13 protein-coding genes, 4 rRNA genes and 1 pseudogene are annotated in these 20,419 nt (G+C 43.8%); 5 read left to right on the top strand and 13 right to left on the bottom strand.

Annotated features, from left to right (window positions below):
* Positions 1–168: 168 nt before the first annotated feature.
* Together ACAX20_RS04795 and ACAX20_RS04790 are read left to right on the top strand one after the other, a co-directional pair.
* Positions 169–879 (top strand): CoA transferase subunit A, encoded by a 711-nt coding sequence (locus tag ACAX20_RS04795; RefSeq protein ID WP_371188977.1) that lies wholly within the window; start codon positions 169–171, stop codon positions 877–879.
* Between the two features lie 2 nt (positions 880–881).
* Positions 882–1,538: a 3-oxoacid CoA-transferase subunit B gene (locus ACAX20_RS04790; protein WP_371188975.1), complete on the top strand. Its 657-nt coding sequence runs from the start codon at positions 882–884 to the stop codon at positions 1,536–1,538.
* A 52-nt stretch (positions 1,539–1,590) separates the two neighbouring features.
* On the opposite strand, the gene ACAX20_RS04785 is transcribed toward ACAX20_RS04790, so the two are convergent.
* Together ACAX20_RS04785 and ACAX20_RS04780 are read right to left on the bottom strand one after the other, a co-directional pair.
* Positions 1,591–2,817 carry a hypothetical protein gene (locus ACAX20_RS04785; protein ID WP_371188974.1) on the bottom strand — a complete coding sequence of 409 codons (1,227 nt, stop codon included), beginning with the start codon at positions 2,815–2,817 and terminating at the stop codon, positions 1,591–1,593.
* Positions 2,818–2,856: 39 nt separating this feature from the next.
* Complete coding sequence (locus tag ACAX20_RS04780) at positions 2,857–3,429, bottom strand: tRNA-(ms[2]io[6]A)-hydroxylase (RefSeq protein WP_371188973.1); 573 nt, start codon at positions 3,427–3,429, stop codon at positions 2,857–2,859.
* Between the two features lie 98 nt (positions 3,430–3,527).
* Here ACAX20_RS04780 and ACAX20_RS04775 point away from each other — a divergent pair, with 98 nt between their 5' ends.
* Positions 3,528–4,250: an NAD-dependent deacetylase gene (locus ACAX20_RS04775; RefSeq protein ID WP_371188972.1), complete on the top strand. Its 723-nt coding sequence runs from the start codon at positions 3,528–3,530 to the stop codon at positions 4,248–4,250.
* Positions 4,251–4,293: 43 nt separating this feature from the next.
* On the opposite strand, the pseudogene ACAX20_RS04770 reads toward ACAX20_RS04775, so the two are convergent.
* The 5 genes and pseudogenes from ACAX20_RS04770 to ACAX20_RS04750 all read right to left on the bottom strand — a co-directional run.
* Positions 4,294–4,344 (bottom strand): annotated as a pseudogene (locus tag ACAX20_RS04770) (hypothetical protein); the annotation flags it as partial.
* Positions 4,345–4,361: 17 nt separating this feature from the next.
* Positions 4,362–4,733 carry an HNH endonuclease gene (locus ACAX20_RS04765; RefSeq protein WP_371188971.1) on the bottom strand — a complete coding sequence of 124 codons (372 nt, stop codon included), beginning with the start codon at positions 4,731–4,733 and terminating at the stop codon, positions 4,362–4,364.
* A 24-nt stretch (positions 4,734–4,757) separates the two neighbouring features.
* Positions 4,758–5,978 carry a phosphoenolpyruvate carboxylase gene (locus tag ACAX20_RS04760; protein WP_371188970.1) on the bottom strand — a complete coding sequence of 407 codons (1,221 nt, stop codon included), beginning with the start codon at positions 5,976–5,978 and terminating at the stop codon, positions 4,758–4,760.
* Positions 5,975–6,586 carry a condensin complex protein MksE gene (locus ACAX20_RS04755; RefSeq protein WP_371188969.1) on the bottom strand — a complete coding sequence of 204 codons (612 nt, stop codon included), beginning with the start codon at positions 6,584–6,586 and terminating at the stop codon, positions 5,975–5,977. The genes ACAX20_RS04760 and ACAX20_RS04755 overlap by 4 nt, the downstream gene beginning before the upstream one ends.
* Positions 6,587–6,606: 20 nt before the next feature.
* On the bottom strand, positions 6,607–10,290 hold the full coding sequence (locus ACAX20_RS04750) for an ATP-binding protein (RefSeq protein ID WP_371188968.1): 3,684 nt from the start codon (positions 10,288–10,290) through the stop codon (positions 6,607–6,609).
* A 235-nt stretch (positions 10,291–10,525) separates the two neighbouring features.
* Between ACAX20_RS04750 and ACAX20_RS04745 the strand changes: the two genes are divergently transcribed.
* A complete protein-coding gene (locus tag ACAX20_RS04745) occupies positions 10,526–11,176 on the top strand; it encodes an HAD family hydrolase (RefSeq protein ID WP_371188967.1) in 651 nt (216 codons plus the stop codon).
* Positions 11,177–11,748: 572 nt separating this feature from the next.
* On the top strand, positions 11,749–12,909 hold the full coding sequence (locus ACAX20_RS04740) for an IS256 family transposase (protein WP_371188966.1): 1,161 nt from the start codon (positions 11,749–11,751) through the stop codon (positions 12,907–12,909).
* Positions 12,910–13,170: 261 nt separating this feature from the next.
* Here ACAX20_RS04740 and rrf (ACAX20_RS04735) read toward each other — a convergent pair.
* The 6 genes from rrf (ACAX20_RS04735) to ACAX20_RS04710 form a co-directional block, all read right to left on the bottom strand.
* Positions 13,171–13,285 (bottom strand): 5S ribosomal RNA (gene rrf, locus ACAX20_RS04735).
* 114 nt (positions 13,286–13,399) lie between these two features.
* Positions 13,400–13,514, bottom strand: a 5S ribosomal RNA gene (gene rrf / locus ACAX20_RS04730).
* A gap of 175 nt (positions 13,515–13,689) precedes the next feature.
* A 23S ribosomal RNA gene (locus ACAX20_RS04725) occupies positions 13,690–16,571 on the bottom strand.
* Between the two features lie 367 nt (positions 16,572–16,938).
* A 16S ribosomal RNA gene (locus tag ACAX20_RS04720) occupies positions 16,939–18,478 on the bottom strand.
* Together the 16S, 23S and 5S rRNA genes form the textbook arrangement of a ribosomal RNA operon.
* Before the next feature lie 476 nt (positions 18,479–18,954).
* Positions 18,955–19,491, bottom strand: coding sequence for a D-glycero-beta-D-manno-heptose 1,7-bisphosphate 7-phosphatase (gmhB, locus tag ACAX20_RS04715; protein ID WP_371188964.1), 537 nt, complete (start codon positions 19,489–19,491; stop codon positions 18,955–18,957).
* 163 nt (positions 19,492–19,654) lie between these two features.
* On the bottom strand, positions 19,655–20,416 hold the full coding sequence (locus ACAX20_RS04710) for an SDR family oxidoreductase (RefSeq protein WP_371188962.1): 762 nt from the start codon (positions 20,414–20,416) through the stop codon (positions 19,655–19,657).
* Positions 20,417–20,419 lie beyond the last annotated feature (3 nt).

Here is a 20,419-nt window from a genome sequence, read left to right as displayed (position 1 = left end):
TCCACAATTATTTCCGGTTCTTTAGTAGTACGAATGCGTTTAAACATTGTGTTAACACATAATCTTAGGTAGTTTATCTGCGAAAATGAGTTGTTATAGCAGTAATATATAGCCCTCAAGATAATAAAATATTGCCATAGCAAGGCACAAACTACATGGGGAACATAAATGGCTGGATTTAATAAAGTCGTCAATTCGTATGAAGAAGCGATGGCAGGCCTAGAAGATGGTATGACGGTTATCGCCGGCGGTTTTGGTTTATGCGGCATTCCTGAAAACCTGATCAAGGAAATCGTAAACAAACAAACCAAAGACCTAACGGTTGTTTCAAATAACTGTGGTGTCGATGATTTTGGTTTAGGCTTGCTATTACCCAATCGCCAAATCAAAAAGATCATTGCCTCGTATGTTGGCGAGAACGCTGAGTTTGAACGGCAAATGATGGCGGGCGAACTCGACGTAGAACTTACACCACAAGGTACCCTTGCTGAAAAAATGCGTGCCGGTGGTGCGGGTATTCCGGCATTCTTTACTGCAACAGGTTACGGTACGCCGGTTGCCGAAGGTAAAGAAGAACGTGAGTTCAACGGTCGTAATTACATCCTTGAAGAATCTATTACTGGGGACTTCGCTATCGTTAAAGCATGGAAAGCAGATACCTACGGTAATTTAGTGTACCGTAATACCGCGCGAAACTTTAATCCAATGGCGGCTACTGCGGGTAAGATTACCGTTGTTGAAGTCGAAGAAATCGTTGAAGCCGGAGAGCTTGATCCGAACGAAATTCACACCCCAGGTATTTACGTAAACCGCTTAATCAAAGGCGATTTTGAAAAGCGTATTGAACAACGTACCGTGCGTGCAACACAAGGAGAATAACCATGGCTTTAACTCGTGAACAACTAGCGATGCGCGTCGCTCAAGAACTAGAAGATGGTTATTATGTTAACTTAGGTATCGGTATTCCAACGCTCGTCGCTAACTACGTACCAGAAGGCATGGAAGTTATGTTGCAGTCTGAAAATGGCTTGTTAGGTATGGGCCCCTTCCCTACCGAAGACGAGATTGATGCCGACCTTATCAATGCCGGAAAACAAACCGTAACAATGGCCAAAGGTGCATCTTTATTTGATAGTGCCGAGTCATTTGCCATGATCCGTGGTGGTCATGTTGATTTAACCGTATTAGGTGCCTTTGAAGTAGATGTTAGCGGCAATATTGCCTCGTACATGATCCCAGGCAAACTTATCAAAGGCATGGGCGGCGCAATGGACTTAGTGGCTGGCGCTGACAACATCATTGTCACCATGACCCACGCATCAAAACACGGCGACTCGAAACTATTAACTGAGTGTACCCTGCCACTTACCGGTAAAGGCTGTATCAAAAAGGTATTAACCGATTTGGCCTTTATTGAAATAAAAGACGGTAAATTCCACTTGCTAGAACGCGCTCCTGGCGTTAGCGTTGAAGAAATTGTCCGTTTAACCGCTGGTGAAATGGTGGTACCTGAGCACGTACCTGAGATGCAATTTTAATCGTTAAACAAGGTCTACATTACATAAAGAATCCCAGCTACTGCTGGGATTCTTATTTTATTAAGCGCCCAATTAAAGGAGGCTTTTCATTGTTGCAGATAAATAGTGGCGTGTCTGGGTACGCTAATTCACGCAGAACATGAATAAACTTTAACGTTTTAAAGCCATCGAAAAAGCCATGTAATTGCTTGTAAAACTGTGTCTCATTTGTCGTTTTCTGGCTATTCACAAACTTATCAAGGCCAATACCTGTTAATGCCTGCACAATCGTACTAGGGAATTGTTGATACCATGCTTCAAGTCGTTCCCGCTCTCGGTATAACGTACTAAATGCGCTGAGAACTTCTGCTAGAGCCGTAAACACCTCGGGATGATAATAATGGTAATCTTGTTGCTGTTTAAGTAACTCGACAATTCGAGCGACAGCAGGTCCTGTACCAAACGGCACTCTATCAGATGTTCTTGCTTGTAAATGAATTACTATGTCTTGGGCAAACTGATAGTGGCCAAGTTTGACCAGTTTATTTAATAGATAAAAGTCTTCACCGGCACTGCGTTTGGGAAAACCACGACATTGACAATATGCCACAGCATCGAATGCTAACGTACTGCCGATGGTAAAAAACGCATAACGACTGCCAGCACTTGCTAACCCTTGAACATAATAACGCAGCGCCTGCTCATATATCGCATTGGCTTGATGAATTAACGGTTCGTTCGATTGATGCCTAAATTCAAAGCCGATCGCCACCACCTGTTTACCAGCGTGATGCGCCCCATCAAAGTAATTATCCGGCAAGCTCGCATCTGCATCGGTTGAGTGGATAAATCGGCTCGTAATCAGCCCCTGATTTATCAGAGAAACGGCTAAATCGCAGCCTATTTTGCGTGCTAAACCAACACCATGTTTATCTGAAATTGGCTTGTTAAATCGGTCAATCAGTAATACATCACTATTATTCGCACGCACGTTAACTAAGCTGATATTGTCGTTACGAAAGGTGATTTTACCCAACTGCAAGCACTGCTGATAGAGTAATTCTTGACTCTGCTGGTTAGTATCTGTCTGAGGCTGATTAACGACAACAATCAACAATGTTCTCGTTTGGCTTAGCCGAGATGCAAAAAAGCGATGCACAAAGGCATCGCTTTCTTTATATGCAGGGATCACAATCACCTGTTGGTAAGCATGACCTGGCGATAGCGAATCGAGCAAGCTCACCTCAGATTCCGCGTATTGCTGTAAGTACTTATCAATAACACGTTGAGATTTGGTCATTAGCGCTCCATTGCAACGGGATAATTATCTTTGTTTCGGTTAATGCAATGCTGCTCGAAATGGAAGCTTCTCGCAAATCTCGGCTTCGGCGATAAGAATTTCTTCTAAGCGACTGTAGACTTCGTCTTCAGGGAAATACTCTAATGCCAGCTCAACAAATAAGTTTTTATGCTTTTCTTCAGACTTGGCAATATCGTCGTAAAACTTTTTGTCACGACCTTCTGGTAAGGCTTCAGCAATCAATGCAAAGCGCTCGTGACCACGGGCTTCAATAACACCGGCAACCAACAAACGATCTAATAAGAACTCGTCACGGCCACGACGAAACAGCTTACGAATTTCGTGGATATACGCGTCTCGTTCGTCATTTGCTTGAATCACATTACGCGCACTCATCAGCTTTAACACTTGCTTAAAATGGATTAATTCTTCTAATGCTAGGTCTGTCATTGCCCGCACTAATTTTGTGCGATCAGGGTAATGTGACAACATAGATACCGCCATGCCTGATGCTTTTTTCTCAGCTGCGGCATGGTCTTGCAAAAAAGAATCAAAGTCTTCTAGGGCAACGTCGGCCCACTCTTTTGGGGTATGGTATTTTAATTCAAACATCTAACTACAATCGTTTTGCCAAAATTGGTGCCATTTTACACATAAACTTTATGGCATTATAGTAAAATGCAAATTCTCTAATAAATTACCTCTGTTCTATGGATTCTACGCTCTATATCACGGGTGCCGGTGTCAGTGCCGAATCAGGTATCCCAACCTTTCGTGGCGAGGATGGTTTTTGGACGATTGGCAGCGTCAATTACACGCCGATGGAAATGGCCACCCGGGCCATGTATGAAAACAACCCGGTTGAATTTTTAAAATGGTACTACCATCGCTTTGCCGCCTATCGAAACCATGGCCCCAACGCTGTACATCAATGGTTAAGTGATAAAAATTTGATCACTCAAAACATTGACGGCTTAGACGGTAAAGCGGGCAACCGAAACTATATCGCCATCCACGGTCGTCTCGACCAGATGACCTTATATCATACTCAAGGTGAGCATGTTAGTACCTTGACAACGCCGTGGGATGACGTTGATGATGCGAACTTAAGTGAATCACTGTTAGACATCTTTCGCATCAATAAAACCAGTAAGCGACCTGAGCTAAACTTTTCTTACAAACCGTATGTCTTGTTGTTTGACGAATACTACACCGATTTATATCGTATTAGTGAAGCCGAACAACGCATGTATAACGCCGATAAAATGGTGTTTATGGGCACCTCGTTTAGCGTCAACATCACGCAGATGGCATTACGTGCAGCGTTCACCAACCAAATAGACATCGAAATAGTCGACCCTAATCCCGTAGAAATTGACTATGCCAATGTGACCTACTATAAAATGACAGCCAGTGAGTATATTCAGCGGTAAATAGCTAGACTAAGCTAAACTGCTGACGGTACGAAAATGTTTATTAGCGCTTACGGTTAAAGCGATTGGTTTTCGCTTGATGACAAGGCTTGCAGAGCGTTTCTAAATTGCTTAATTCAGCGTTAGCTCAGGGTGGGTCGCCCGCTCTTTGATGTGGTCAACTTCGAGCTTCGCGCCGTCTTCTCTGCGACTCGCACCACAGCGAACGCAACAAAACTCATCTCGTTCCATGGCTTGCTGTCTAAGCTCAAGCCATGGCGCAGTAAGATAAAAGCTAGGGGTAACCAGTTTAGGACGATAAGGCACCTGTTCAGCATCAACAAATGACTCAGTACCGCTATCTTGCGAATACAAAATAGCCTGTTTTTGAGGAGCATTAGCGTGTTTTATTAACCACTTGTAAATACCCGTATATGCACGCTTAACATCGACGTAATTCTGTCGTCGACTTTTGCCACCAACAATAAAAGTCACTGCTGCCATGTTACCTCTGCTTTTGTCTTAAGGTTACCTTAGTCCTAGTTCAACATCTTCGATAATAAAGTTGCCATCAAATTCTGGATGCGGATGCCCTTCAACACCAATTTCGAAGAAGTCTTGCTCTTCGCTATTAAGGCCTGTGAAACCATTAATAACGCCATACACCCAAACTTCTTGATCAAAATCGAGCTGCTGCCATTGATGGTACTCCAACGCCGACATACGCTCTGCAGAATCAATAATATGGACAAAATATTGCTCGATCGCTTCTTTTAAACCATCACTTTCTATATCAATGCCTTCAATGGCGGCAACATCAAAGTTTTGTGCTTTGCGTTGCTCTTGATTTGCATCGAGGTTATGACGCACCTGTTTTATTTGGTTAACCAGCTGGCTAAACAATTGTTCATATGCAACATTATTGACATCGATATTAGCCGGTTTAATGATTGGCTGAGCACGGTTAAACAAGCTTGGTAACTGATGCAACACACTGTAATCTTTGATTTGATAATCTGGCTTTTGCTGATGATGCAAGACAAAGCCTTTAAGCAGCTGTGAGCGATGCAGGTATTCCCTAAACTTACCCAATAGATCAATAAGCTTTGCCTGAGCGATACTCAATTCTTGACTGATTTCTGTATGGCTTTTTTGTAACTGTACAACCAATAAGCGGCGCAGTTCACGATTCGAGCCCGCTAATTTTGCCAATTCATCAAACTGGAACATTTCCAGCTGTTGACGCATTTGCGTTAACTGCCCTTGAGCAAGTTCATTTTCGCGGATTTTAGCGTTGATTGATGCAACATAGCCAAATTCATTATGAATGCGACGCCATAAGCTTCGTACGCTTGATTTTAAGCTGTCGACTAAGGTGTAAACTTGCTCCGCTAAATCTTCTAAATGCACTTCCGCTTCGGCATCAAGATGATGATGCAGGGCTTCTTTATAGTGCGATGTGACCGTTTTAATGGTGGCAAGCTTTGAACCTACGTTTGCATCTAATTGACGATTACGCTCATCCTTTAAATTATTTTCAAGTAAGGCTCTAACCGAACTTCTAAGGCGTAAATCTTCGCCCGGCTCTGGGCGCCAAAGTACGCCAAGCTCCATAAGCTTTTCTAGGGTGTTCAAGTCAAAGTCCATTTCACTGACACGCCCAGAAAGATACGCTTGCATAATAATATCAGCATGCTTAGCAAGCGCCTTTAAAAACTTAACCCCACTAATACTTAACTGTGAGCTCACAGCAGATCTCCCTGCTGAACCGCCATTTCAGCTTGCTGCTCTAATCCTAGGCTTTCCGCTTCATCAATAAAACGAATAATATCGAATAAATAATCAACTTTACCGGTGGCCAAATAAATTTGCGTTTCAGGGTTTGGACGCAACAAGTAACCTAACTCAGTCAAACGTTTAAAAATTTGCTTTAGCTGATTATCAATGGCGCTACTGGAGGAATTAAATAAGCTGTAGCGCGCGATTTTGGCTAATTGCTCGGCAAATGCTGGCACATCCTCAATAACCGTTTGTAGCTTATTAAGGCGAATAACTTTACCTTCACTGATTGGAGTATTGTCACCTTGAGCTTCTTGCACCAACACCAACCATTCAACCAGTGGCAATAAGGATGATGAAACTTCTTTGAACTGGCTATTGACCTGTTTACGTTCATCATCGCCAATACTCTGATACGCACAAAATAACACATTACCGTCGTTAGCTGAGCTCAAGGTGCGATTCATGGTATTTAGCTGGCGCTCAATCGCATCATAATGTTCCGCTTTTTGCAGGTATTGATATGCAAGCTCATCACTGGTTTTACAGATAAAGCCACCACTCAAAAGGGTTTCCATTATCTTGCCTTGTAAACTTATCATGCGATGGCCTCCTGTTGACGGCGCTGTTTTAACTTCTCTGCGATTGGATTAGTTTTAGGCTGTACCATACGGAGTTTTTGCGCTTTGGCATTTTTGTCAATTAAGTAACGATTATCAAAGAAATGCAATACATCCGATTCAGGATTTGGAAACGCTCCCAACACACTGATGTTATTGGCTTTACACGCGTCGAAAATCTTCTTCACATTTTTATTGGCTAAGGTCCCAATTTCATCAATTGGCCAATGAATAATAGCTTGAGACTCGCCACGCAATAAACGGGTAAAGGCTAATAAGAACTTACATAAAATGAGATAAGCCATACCATGACTCGAAGATTCATTTAACTGACGATCGGTTCGAATCACCAAATTTGAATTGCCTTCTTTGAGGTGTAATTCAATATCCAGTAACTGCCCGACACCACCGCTAATGGTTGCTCGGCCAAGGACTTCTAATACCTCACCTATGGTCTGCATATAATCTTCATCAGGTAATATAGCTTCTTCATCCGCTAGCCATTGTTGATGTAACTTGTTAAATTTCTGCAAGGTTGGCCAAAAGTCGAATTCACTAACTTTTGAGCGGATTTTTACGCTCGAATCACTCACCCCATCTAGGAACAACTCGTGATCCACTTCTTTAGATATACGACGAGATTGCGAACCAATACGCTTGTCAATATCGGCTAGAATATTGTAATACTGAGTTAAATCATTACCAAAGTTTAAGCCGTTATTACGCACCCCTTCCAGGTGTTGCGGCACCAATACCGTTAGCAGTAATTCAAGTTCTTTCACCATTTTACGGCAATCAAGTACCATAATGCCTTGATTGTTTTCTATTTGACACTCGCTGCGCGCACGTTCCCAGGTTTCTGTTAACGAGATCCCTGATTTTTGGCCAATAGCATTATCAAAGAAATGCACATAATCATCCACTTGTTTTAGCGCTTGACGGTATTGGCTAAACAGCTCGGTGATTTCTGATACACGAGATGTTATCGAGGCCGTTTCTTCAACGAGTTCCACGTTCGGTAAGCTAAGTAGCGCATACTGCTGCTTAATGTGGTTGATTTGACTGACTAGTTCATTTTGCTCTGCTAATACCTTATCGAGTTGGTTAAGCTGCTCATGATATTGTCGCTGTTGTTGTTTATGCGCAGTTTGCGCATGAGTCAATTCGCGCTCGTTCTTGGCTTTAGCTTCTTTTGCCTGCGACTGTTGCTGTAAGTACTGCGCCTTTTGTTGGCTAAATACCACATCATACCAACGTAAGTATTGAGCAACGTTATCTCGTTGCTTATTGGTTGTTTCAATAAGCTCTTTTAGCTCATCGACTTGGCGCTTTAACTGGCCGATTTGCTCAACATCCACATCACGCTTAGCAAGTTCATCTTGATACCACTTTTTCGCAGCTTTCAAACCTAAGCGGTGTTGCTCTTTGGCCTCATCAATTTGAACTTTAGCGCTAGTTAGCTTTTGCTCAATATCGCCAATAATTTGCTGCCAATGTAGCTCATGCTCCATTTTTTCGTCATGGCAAGCATCTTGGTGCTCTTCGATGGCATCTGCTTTTTGATTGTTGAGCTTATCAATTTTTGCTTGCTCGTTCGTCAGCTCTTTTTGTCGCTTTTGTTTACGCTCAAGCAAAGCTTGCTTATGCTCGGCTTTCAATTGAGCCTTTTCTTCTTGAATACGAAGACGAGCTTTTTGCTTAAATTGACTTTTCGAAACTAACGCTGTGCATTCTTGCTCGGCAGTCTTAACCTGGTTATTAATGCCTTGTAGCTGCTCTTCAAGCTGTTGCTTATCGGCCAAGACTTGAGCGAGTTCTTGTTGAGCTTGCTGCAATTGTTGCTCAAGCTCAGCTTCAGATTGCAAAATATCGCTAGGATTAATCACATTGGTATCAAGCAAAATACCAAATAAACTTTGCTGTTGGAGATGATCATCCGCTAAACGTGGCGACAAATCTTTGCGATTAAGCAATTGCGGGTCGATAAGCTTGCCTAATTGTTCTTGCCAGCCATGGCATTCACTGCGAAGAAATTCTAATAACGTGTGCTCGCCAGGATTTAACCAAGCGTCGATATCAGCGACCTTATTTTGCGCTTGCTTCACCTTAGCCGAGACTTTTTGTAGCTTTTCGTGTGCGGCGATTTGTTGATATTTTAATTGCTGAGCGTATTCTTGTGCTTGGCTAAGTTGTCCACGAACGCTATCTTCATCGAGTTGCGCTTCATCTAATTGATTTTCAACTATCGCCAAAGCTTGCTGCTCTTGCTGACTTGGGCCGCTTAACTCGATTTCGGTTTTGAGTTTTTGCAGAGCAATATTGGCCTGCTGTATTTGACTATCGTAGTCGGTCAATAATCTCTGGTATTTACTGTCTTGTTGGCTTTTGAGTTGATGTAATGCGGCTGTTTCTTGCTTTTGCTGAGCTTGCAACTGAGCACTTACTAGATCCTTTAGTTCAATTAACTGGTTCAGCGTTTTGCTTTGCTTTTTCTCAAGTTCTGCTTGACGCTTATGGAAGGCCGCTTCGATATCCTGATGCTCTTCGGTTAACAACGCATGTTGCTCTGAGCACGACTGCAATTGCGATTGCCAGGCTGGGATTTTATCGATGTTCAGCTTATGCTGCTCTATATCTTGATCCTGCCAAGCATTAAACTCGTCTTCAATTTTATCTAAGTTCTGCTCGGCTGTGGTGATATCCGCTTTAGCAATCGAAATATCACGGTTAAAGCTATCCCGAGCGGCCTCAAAGTCATTATTCAGGTCAGTTAACTTACCTTTATACATTTGCTGATCGCTTTGCGCTTTTACCACAGATTCAGCTAATAACGTGTAATCATGACTGATTTGCTGTTGCAGCTGCGCTAAACGTTGTTCACTTTGCTCTAAGCCAGCGTTAACCACTTTAAGCTTGTCATATTGTGGCATGAGCTCATCAAACTGACGGATCAATGAGCATTCTTTGCGCCAATCTTCGACCTGACTTTTAGATATTTTACTGCTTGGTGTTTGTACGCCATCTTCTTCCAAAATCGCAGCAATCATGGCTTTGATGGTTTCCATCTTGCCTTCTTTAGAGTGTACTGCTTTGATCAATTTTTCGATATGGCGCAGCTTGGCATTGTGTTCGCACAAGCTAAACAAGCGTGCGGCATTAACCAAATCGCGTTTACTGGCACTGGCATTCATCATTGCTCGATCGTTTTGAACAACCGCCTTAAACTCTTTGTTATTAAGTGCCTTGGTAACCGCAACGCCTTCACGTTTTGCCGCTTTAATGACTTCTAAGACATTTATTGCTCGTTTGCCGGTCATATCATCGGCGATAAAATCGCTGCTAACAAACGGCTTAGCAATAAAACGATATAGCACCCCGGTAGCGGATGACGTTAACACCGCCATACAGGTTTGCCCATCGACACGCTGGTATTCGTAAATAATGTAACTCGACTCGCGAGGCAAATACCATTTTTGAAAGTTATCTCGTGTGGCAGGCACGACCTTATTCGGTGATTCACCGAAAAACACGGGCACAAGACGTTGTAACGTTGTCTTACCAGAGGCGTTAGTACCACAAATATTGGTATGGCCATTAAGCTTTAACTCAACAAGCCCTGGTAGGTGGGTATCGATCAGAATGATCCGTTGTAATCCGGACATAAATTAAGCAGCCTTTTTTATCATAATCGCTCTATCTTAAATACGCTTAAAGGCCTTGTAAACCCGTTATTGGCGATAAATACAGGATGATTAGCATTAACTCACAGAGGCGTGTTTACTGCTTAATTTATCAACATAAAAACAGTCAAATACATCCGTTAGCTGATATATTTCGTAGTCTGTTTATACTTTCAATTTTGCGCATCAGCATCAGTACATTAAAAGGATCATGAGTATGCACCATTATCAGCTTTATATTTTTGATTGGGACGGCACCTTAATGGATTCGATAGGTAAAATTGTCACCTCATTACAACATGCGGCAAGCGAAGCTGATTTACCCGTTCCATCAATACCTGCATGCAAACGTATAATTGGCGCAGGATTACATGATGCATGTGATATTTTATTTCCTAATGCCAGTAATAGACAATTACATGCTCTGCAACAGGCATATCGGCAACATTTTATATCCTTTAACCAAGTTGCCTCTCCCATGTTTAAAGGCAGCATTGAATTACTTGAAGCGCTTCAAGATAAGGATAAAAAGCTAGCTATTGCAACGAGCAAAGGTCGTTATGGATTAGAAGAGGTACTTAGTGAAACCAAGCTAACTGACTTTTTTCACTGTTTGCGTTGTGCTGACGACGCCAAAGCCAAACCTGATCCAGATATGCTAGAGCAAATATTAACAACGTTAAGCATTGAAAGAGAACAGGCTGTGTACATCGGTGATAGTCGGTACGATATAGACATGGCACATAATGCAGGAATAGACAGTATTGCAATAACCCATGGAGCGGGACATATCGACGAATTGAATCAACGAAGACCAACTCGTATGGTACATTCTGTTAGTGAGCTGAGTAAATTAGTTATAGGTTAGTAATACCAATTACACTAAGTTTGTGCCCAACTCAGAGTTAGAGCAGAGGTTCAGTTACAACATAGATTTCATTGAAATAGTCATTCTATATTAATGAAATATAGGGCCGTAAATGGGCCTCTGGTAAACTCCCTACGGGTGAGTTTTAAAGGCTTTTATGCTGCGTAACTGATTTTGACAATGGAATAACCATTCTCTGCAATCAAAGCCTTACTTAAAAGCCTTTAAATTCTCACTGAGTGAGCAATAACTTAATGTGATTGGTATAACGGTGTACGATAGGTTTAGGATAAGGGGCTAGCTATGCCCGATAATGCACAATGATTAATAACTAGGGTGTGTTGCTAGATTAGAAAGCAAAAAATTGTTGGGAACAATTTTTCTAAGCGAATCTTCCCAAAGGGCGTTTTACATGGATGTAAAACGTAAAAAAGGCTACACAATGTGTAGCCTTTCTTTAATTAGGCATACCGTCCCACTAAAGTGTGTCCCACTAGACAAATAAAAAAGTCTCTCTTAGTTTAGTTGAAAGTTTCGACCAAAAAACAATCAACAACAAACGGAGAGAGACTATGACTAATTTAACGCTGAATAGTAAGCAAATTCAAGCAGCATTAGATTCTTTAATCCAAAAGCCAGGTGGTCTAAATCAGGTATTAGAGCTCGCCCTTAATTCATTTATGAAAGCTGAGCGAACGGAATACCTAAGATCTTCTCAAGGTAACAAAGGCAATGGCTATAGACCTGTGGCAGGCTTAGGTATAGGTGATGCTCTATCTTTACAGGTACCTCGTGATCGATTAAATCAATTCAAGCCTTGGATCCTCAATGTCATGAAAGAGCAAAGCGATACACTGAACGAACTTTGTTTTGAGCTTTATGCCAAGGGGCTTACAACTCGAGAAATTGAATCAATAACTGAATCTATCTATGGCCAAAAGCTCACTCGAAGCGCCGTATCGCGCATTACTAAGAGCCTATATGAGGAAATGGAAGACTTCAGAAAACAGAAGTTATGCGATTATTACCCCATCATTTATCTCGATGCGACATTTATCAAAACAAAGCGTGAAACGGTTTCTAGCGAAGCCTACTATATCGTTTTAGCGGTAAAGCACGACATGACTCGTGAAGTGATTGGTATTTACAATGCACCGACCGAATCAGCAGCCAATTGGGATGACATCTTGTTAGATTTAAAGGAGCGTGGCCTCAAGCAAATCGACCTTGCTGTGATTGATAACCTATCGGGCTTAGATTCGGCCATTGAACGGCATTATCAATGTAAAATTCAAAAGTGCGTCTTACATATGAAACGCAACATCTTAAAAAAAGTGAAGAAGTCTCATCGTGGTGAAGTCGCTGATGATTTGAGGTTTGTCTTTAATTTAGATGATCAATCAGATGACCGTGAAGAACTTATGATCCGCGCTCGGTGGTTATATGAGAAGTGGGGTAAGAGATATCCTAACTTTAAGATGTTTATTGATAAGCCGTACTTGCAGTATTACGCCACATACTTGGACTTTGAGCCGATCATCCGCAATATGATTTATACTACCAACTGGATTGAACGATTAAATAAATCATTCAAACGAACGTTAAAAATAAGGAATTCCATGCCAAGTGTTGATTCTGTATTAACCATTCTAAGTAAGGTAGCACTGGATATGAATAAAACGACTTACCAATACCCGATAAGTCGCTTTGAGAAAAGTAACTTGTTTAACTAGGTAATTTGAAACTGAAATTAAAATAAGAGAGACACACTTTCTGGGACGGTACCTAATTAGGAGCCTAGCGATGACCTACTCTCACATGGGAACTCCCACACTACCATCGGCGCTACTTCATTTACTTCTGCTGTTTTGGTAAGAGCGCATGGGTTCAGTGGGATGACATAAATATGATTAAAACAGTTATAAGTATTTTATTGTTTCCAAGCTTTAAAGCAAAAAAGGCTGCACACTGGCAGCCTTTCTCTTTATTTGGAAGCCTAGCGATGACCTACTCTCACATGGGAACTCCCACACTACCATCGGCGCTACTTCGTTTCACTTCTGAGTTCGGCATGGGTTCAGGTGGTTCCAAAGTGCTATTGTCGCTAGACAAAAAACTTTTCTAAACGTTAAGGTATATTCACTATACTATAAAACTAAGTGAACCTAGCTTAAAGCTTAGGATAAAAGCCCGTCCCTTTGAACGGGCTTTTCAGAATTTGAAGCCTGGCGATGACCTACTCTCACATGGGAACTCCCACACTACCATCGGCGCTACTTCGTTTCACTTCTGAGTTCGGCATGGGTTCAGGTGGTTCCAAAGTGCTATTGTCGCCAGACAAAAAACTTTTATACATGGATGTATTTATGTCGCGAAGCCATGGATGGCTAGGAGCGACGACTCCACGTATTTAATAATCTGGAAATCTGATATTAACTTTTTCTTTCAATATGAATGCTTGAACTTTTTTATGTCAGACCATATACACCTGAGGAAAACCTCTTGGGTGTTGTATGGTTAAGCCTCACGGGCAATTAGTACAGGTTAGCTCAACGCCTCACAACGCTTACACACCCTGCCTATCAACGTCGTAGTCTCCGACGACCCTTTAGGGGACTTAAAGTCCCAGTGAGAACTCATCTCAAAGCCTGCTTCCCGCTTAGATGCTTTCAGCGGTTATCAGTTCCGAACATAGCTACCCGGCAATGCCACTGGCGTGACAACCGGAACACCAGAGGTTCGTCCACTCCGGTCCTCTCGTACTAGGAGCAGCCCTCTTCAATTCTCAAACGCCCACGGCAGATAGGGACCGAACTGTCTCACGACGTTCTAAACCCAGCTCGCGTACCACTTTAAATGGCGAACAGCCATACCCTTGGGACCGACTTCAGCCCCAGGATGTGATGAGCCGACATCGAGGTGCCAAACACCGCCGTCGATATGAACTCTTGGGCGGTATCAGCCTGTTATCCCCGGAGTACCTTTTATCCGTTGAGCGATGGCCCTTCCATACAGAACCACCGGATCACTATGACCTACTTTCGTACCTGCTCGACGTGTCTGTCTCGCAGTTAAGCTGGCTTATGCCATTGCACTAACCGTACGATGTCCGACCGTACTTAGCCAACCTTCGTGCTCCTCCGTTACGCTTTGGGAGGAGACCGCCCCAGTCAAACTACCCACCAGACAGTGTCCCCAGCCAAGATAATTGGCCCAGGTTAGAACATCACGCATACAAGGGTGGTATTTCAAGGATGGCTCCACAGATACTGGCGTACCTGCTTCAAAGCCTCCCACCTATCCTACACATGTAGGAGCAATGTTCACTGTCAAGCTATAGTAAAGGTTCACGGGGTCTTTCCGTCTAGCCGCGGGTATACGGCATCTTAACCGCAAATTCAATTTCACTGAGTCTCGGGTGGAGACAGTGTGGCCATGATTACGCCATTCGTGCAGGTCGGAACTTACCCGACAAGGAATTTCGCTACCTTAGGACCGTTATAGTTACGGCCGCCGTTTACCGGGGCTTCGATCATGAGCTTCGCTTGCGCTAACCCAATCAATTAACCTTCCGGCACCGGGCAGGCGTCACACCGTATACGTCATCTTTCGATTTTGCACAGTGCTGTGTTTTTAATAAACAGTTCCAGCCACCTGGTTACTTCGACCGACCGGTGCTTACTCCGCAAGGGATTCACACTAGCCGGCGTACCTTCTCCCGAAGTTACGGTACTATTTTGCCTAGTTCCTTCACCCGAGTTCTCTCAAGCGCCTTAGTATTCTCTACCTAACCACCTGTGTCGGTTTGGGGTACGGTTCCTTATAATCTGATGCTTAGAAGCTTTTCCTGGAAGTATGGCATCAACAACTTCAACTCCGTAGAGTCTCGTCTCGTATCTCAGCCTTAGGGATCCGGATTTGCCTAAATCCCCAGCCTACATACTTTCACATGGACAACCAACGCCATGCTTGCCTAGCCTGCTCCGTCCCTCCTTCGCAATTATAAGAAGTACAGAAATATTAATCTGTTTCCCATCGACTACGCGTTTCCGCCTCGCCTTAGGGGCCGACTTACCCTGCCCTGATTAACATGGGACAGGAAACCTTGGTCTTTCGGCGTGGGGGTTTTTCACCCCCATTATCGTTACTCATGTCAGCATTCGCACTTCTGATACCTCCAGCATGCTTTACAACACACCTTCAACGGCTTACAGAACGCTCCCCTACCACTTGAACCTAAGTTCAAATCCGCAGCTTCGGTGCTATGTTTAGCCCCGTTACATCTTCCGCGCAGACCGACTCGACTAGTGAGCTATTACGCTTTCTTTAAAGGATGGCTGCTTCTAAGCCAACCTCCTAGCTGTCTGGGCCTTTCCACATCGTTTCCCACTTAACATAGACTTTGGGACCTTAGCTGGCGGTCTGGGTTGTTTCCCTTTCCACGACGGACGTTAGCACCCGCCGTGTGTCTCCCGGATATCACTCACTGGTATTCGGAGTTTGCAAAGGGTTGGTAAGTCGGGATGACCCCCTAGCCTTAACAGTGCTCTACCCCCAGTGGTGTTCGTCCGAGGCTCTACCTAAATAGATTTCGGGGAGAACCAGCTATCTCCCGGCTTGATTAGCCTTTCACTCCGACCCACAGGTCATCACCGCATTTTTCAACATACGTGTGTTCGGTCCTCCAGTTGATGTTACTCAACCTTCAACCTGCCCATGGGTAGATCGCCGGGTTTCGGGTCTACACCTTGCAACTAAACGCGCAGTTAACACTCGCTTTCGCTACGGCTCCCCTAATCGGTTAACCTTGCTACAAAATGTAAGTCGCTGACCCATTATACAAAAGGTACGCAGTCACCCGAAGGCTTCCACTGCTTGTACGTATGCGGTTTCAGGTTCTATTTCACTCCCCTCACAGGGGTTCTTTTCGCCTTTCCCTCACGGTACTGGTTCACTATCGGTCAGTTAGGAGTATTTAGCCTTGGAGGATGGTCCCCCCATATTCAAACAGAATTTCACGTGTTCCGTCCTACTCGATTTCACGGTAAGGTCATTTTCGTGTACGGGACTATCACCCTGTATCGTCAAGCTTTCCAGCTTATTCCACTAATTCACAAACCGCTTAAGGGCTAATTCCCGTTCGCTCGCCGCTACTAAGGAAATCTCGGTTGATTTCTTTTCCTCGGGGTACTTAGATGTTTCAGTTCTCCCGGTTCGCCTCGTTAAGCTATGTATTCACTTAACGATACCTGCCTTATGACAGGTGGGTTTCCCCATTCGGAAATCTGTGCTTATAACGCCTTTTATCGGCTCAACACAGCTTATCGCAGATTAACACGTCCTTCATCGCCTCTAACTGCCAAGGCATCCACCACATACGCTTAGTCACTTAACCATACAACCCCAAAAAGTTTCGAGTGCCTTGGTGACAAAACCAAGACCAAATGTATGTCTGACATGTTCACGCATTCATAAATGAATGTTCCAAACACGGATGTTTGGATGTCGAATTGTACATGGATGTACTAAATTCGACCTTGAAAGAAATTGATTTTAAAAATCAATTTTTGAAGAATTTCTTCTTCGTTTTGGTATTTCACATTTTATTGAAGAACTACGCGACATAGTCTTCTATGAAATACCGGGTTTAATATCAGCTTTCCAAATTTTTAAAGAGCATCATGTCTAAATCTATGACTTAGGCATGCGAATGTTATCATTCAATTTGTGTGAACACTCGACAAGGAATGTTTTACTTAAGGTAAGGAGGTGATCCAACCCCAGGTTCCCCTAGGGTTACCTTGTTACGACTTCACCCCAGTCATGAATCACAAAGTGGTAACCGTCCTCCCGAAGGTTAAACTAGCTACTTCTTTTGCAACCCACTCCCATGGTGTGACGGGCGGTGTGTACAAGGCCCGGGAACGTATTCACCGTGGCATTCTGATCCACGATTACTAGCGATTCCGACTTCATGGAGTCGAGTTGCAGACTCCAATCCGGACTACGACGGACTTTCTGGGATTCGCTCCACCTCGCGGTCTTGCTGCCCTCTGTATCCGCCATTGTAGCACGTGTGTAGCCCATCCCGTAAGGGCCATGATGACTTGACGTCGTCCCCACCTTCCTCCGGTTTATCACCGGCAGTCTCCTTAGAGTTCCCGCCCGAAGCGCTGGCAAATAAGGATAGGGGTTGCGCTCGTTGCGGGACTTAACCCAACATTTCACAACACGAGCTGACGACAGCCATGCAGCACCTGTCTCAGAGTTCCCGAAGGCACCAAACTATCTCTAGTAAGTTCTCTGGATGTCAAGGGATGGTAAGGTTCTTCGCGTTGCATCGAATTAAACCACATGCTCCACCGCTTGTGCGGGCCCCCGTCAATTCATTTGAGTTTTAACCTTGCGGCCGTACTCCCCAGGCGGTCAACTTAGCGCGTTAGCTACGCTACCCACAGATCAAGTCCACAGACAGCTAGTTGACATCGTTTACGGCGTGGACTACCAGGGTATCTAATCCTGTTTGCTCCCCACGCTTTCGTGCCTCAGCGTCAGTATTTGTCCAGGTGGCCGCCTTCGCCACTGATGTTCCTTCCAATCTCTACGCATTTCACCGCTACACTGGAAATTCCACCACCCTCTACAATACTCTAGACAGCCAGTTCGAAATGCAGTTCCAAGGTTGAGCCCTGGGCTTTCACATCTCGCTTAACAATCCGCCTACGCACGCTTTACGCCCAGTAATTCCGATTAACGCTCGCACCCTCCGTATTACCGCGGCTGCTGGCACGGAGTTAGCCGGTGCTTCTTCTGTAGGTAACGTCACAGATAGCCGATATTAGCGACTACCCTTTCCTCCCTACTGAAAGTGCTTTACAACCCGAAGGCCTTCTTCACACACGCGGCATGGCTGCATCAGGCTTTCGCCCATTGTGCAATATTCCCCACTGCTGCCTCCCGTAGGAGTCTGGGCCGTGTCTCAGTCCCAGTGTGGCTGATCATCCTCTCAAACCAGCTAGAGATCGTCGCCATGGTAGGCCATTACCCCACCATCTAGCTAATCTCACTTGGGCTAATCTAAAGGCGAAAGGTCCGAAGATCCCCTCCTTTGGTCCGTAGACATTATGCGGTATTAGCAGTCGTTTCCAACTGTTGTCCCCCACCTAAAGGCATATTCCCAAGCATTACTCACCCGTCCGCCGCTCGACGCCTTCTAGTAAACTAGAATCGTTTCCGCTCGACTTGCATGTGTTAAGCCTGCCGCCAGCGTTCAATCTGAGCCATGATCAAACTCTTCAATTAAAAATTAAATCGTGATTCCGAAGAATCGACTCAATGAATTACGCTTGTTGGTATTGCTACCAACTTGACATATGTCGTTTTGCGTGTCACTCATCAAGTTATGTCTTAAAGACAATATGGTAAAACCATTTTCTTGTGAGTGCTCACACAAATTGCATGATAACTATTTGTTAAAGAATTGAAGCAATAATCGCATTCGTTATTGCTTGAACTTCCGCGGCGTTTGCCGTTGAAGAGGATGCGTATTCTACGCATCTCAGTTTCGATGTCAACCGTTAATTTTGAATTTTTTTCAATTTAACGTTTAACTCTAAATCCCAGTAAAAATAAGCTTTAGATACTCGAAACCCATTCCTCGTGCAACCATGTTGCCCCGTGGAAGTGGATGCGCATTTTAGGGATTTTTTGGACGGCGTCAACGATTAATTTAATAAATTTTCAAAAAAGCGTTCAACCGAACAAATTATAGCCAACAACTAGAAAAAACGCTCAGTAATTGAGCGGATATTTGCAAATTCTTCGGCCACGCTGACCTCTTCATCGGCATAATTGCTACGAACCAATACTTTGTCCTTAACACCAGCTCGCTCCGCCGCAAGCATATCCGACAGTTTATCGCCAATAAACATGCTTTCAGATACATCAACATTATGTTCAGATACAGCCTTAAGGATCATTCCCGGCTCAGGTTTGCGACAATCACATGACATAACATAAGGCGCGTTGCCTTTTGTCGGGTGGTGTGGGCAGTAATACACATCAGATATAGTGACTCCTTGGTCTGCAAATTTGTTTTTCATCCATGCTGTCAAATCTGCAAACTGCTGTTCACTGTACATGCCACGGGCAATGCCCGATTGATTAGTAATGACGAAAATATCATAACCACGACTTAAGGCCTTTTGGCAAAGCTCGAAAATTCCATCTACAAATTCGAACTCTTCTTGTTTATATACATAGCCATGATCGACATTAATAATACCATCGCGATCAAGAAACAATGCTTTTTTCATTCCACTTACTGCCTTAGAGCTATATTAAGGGTATACAATTAAAAAGAGCGATTTAATGTCGCTCTTTCATTCATACTAATAATTTATCAACTGCTGTCCGATACGATTTATATACTGGCTTAGTAATATTGTACGGTCAGTTATCAGTAACAGCAGTGATTAACTACATTGACAATCCGCCATCAATTTCAACAACGCGACCAGTAAAGAAATCATTTTCGAAAATGTATTTCGCGGTATGAGCGATTTCTTCTGGGGTACCCAAGCGGCCGACTGGTTTCATTTTCTCTAAACGCTCACGCATCTCAGGCTTCATGGCATCGGTCATGGCTGTACGAATCACACCTGGAGCGATGGCCCCCACACGAATGCCATAACGGCCAAGCTCTCGTGCCCATGTAACGGTCATGGCAACAACACCGGCTTTCGATGCTGAGTAATTGGTTTGGCCCATATTACCTTGACGCGCAATTGATGACATATTAATGATGACACCTTGACGCTTGTATTTGATCATTTGTGCTGCGGCCTCACGACCACATAAGAACACACCCGTTAAGTTCACATCGATAACGGACTGAAATTGCTCAAGCGACATTTTTTTTACCACTTCGCCATCTTTTACTTTAACAAACATGCCGTCACGTAAAATACCCGCATTATTTACTAAACCATCAATACCATTAAAGTCTGCTGCGATTTGCTCAAAGGTTGTTTCGACACTTTGTTCGTCGGTTACATTGGCCACGTAAACTCGGCCTTGACCGCCAACACTCTCAACTTCTGCTAAGGTAACGTTTAACGCGTCTTCACCTAAGTCAAGCAGCGCAAGCTTTGCGCCTTGGCGAGCAAAGTCGATCGCCATAGAACGACCCAAGCCACCGCCGGCTCCTGTAATTACAATTACCTTATCTTTTATATTCATTGA

The sequence above is a fragment of the Thalassotalea sp. Sam97 genome (assembly GCF_041379765.1).
GTDB classification, from domain to species: Bacteria; Pseudomonadota; Gammaproteobacteria; order Enterobacterales; family Alteromonadaceae; genus Thalassotalea_A; species Thalassotalea_A maritima.
The sequence above is the reverse complement of the archived record's forward strand: the minus strand, read 5'-3'. Positions and strand labels throughout refer to the sequence as shown.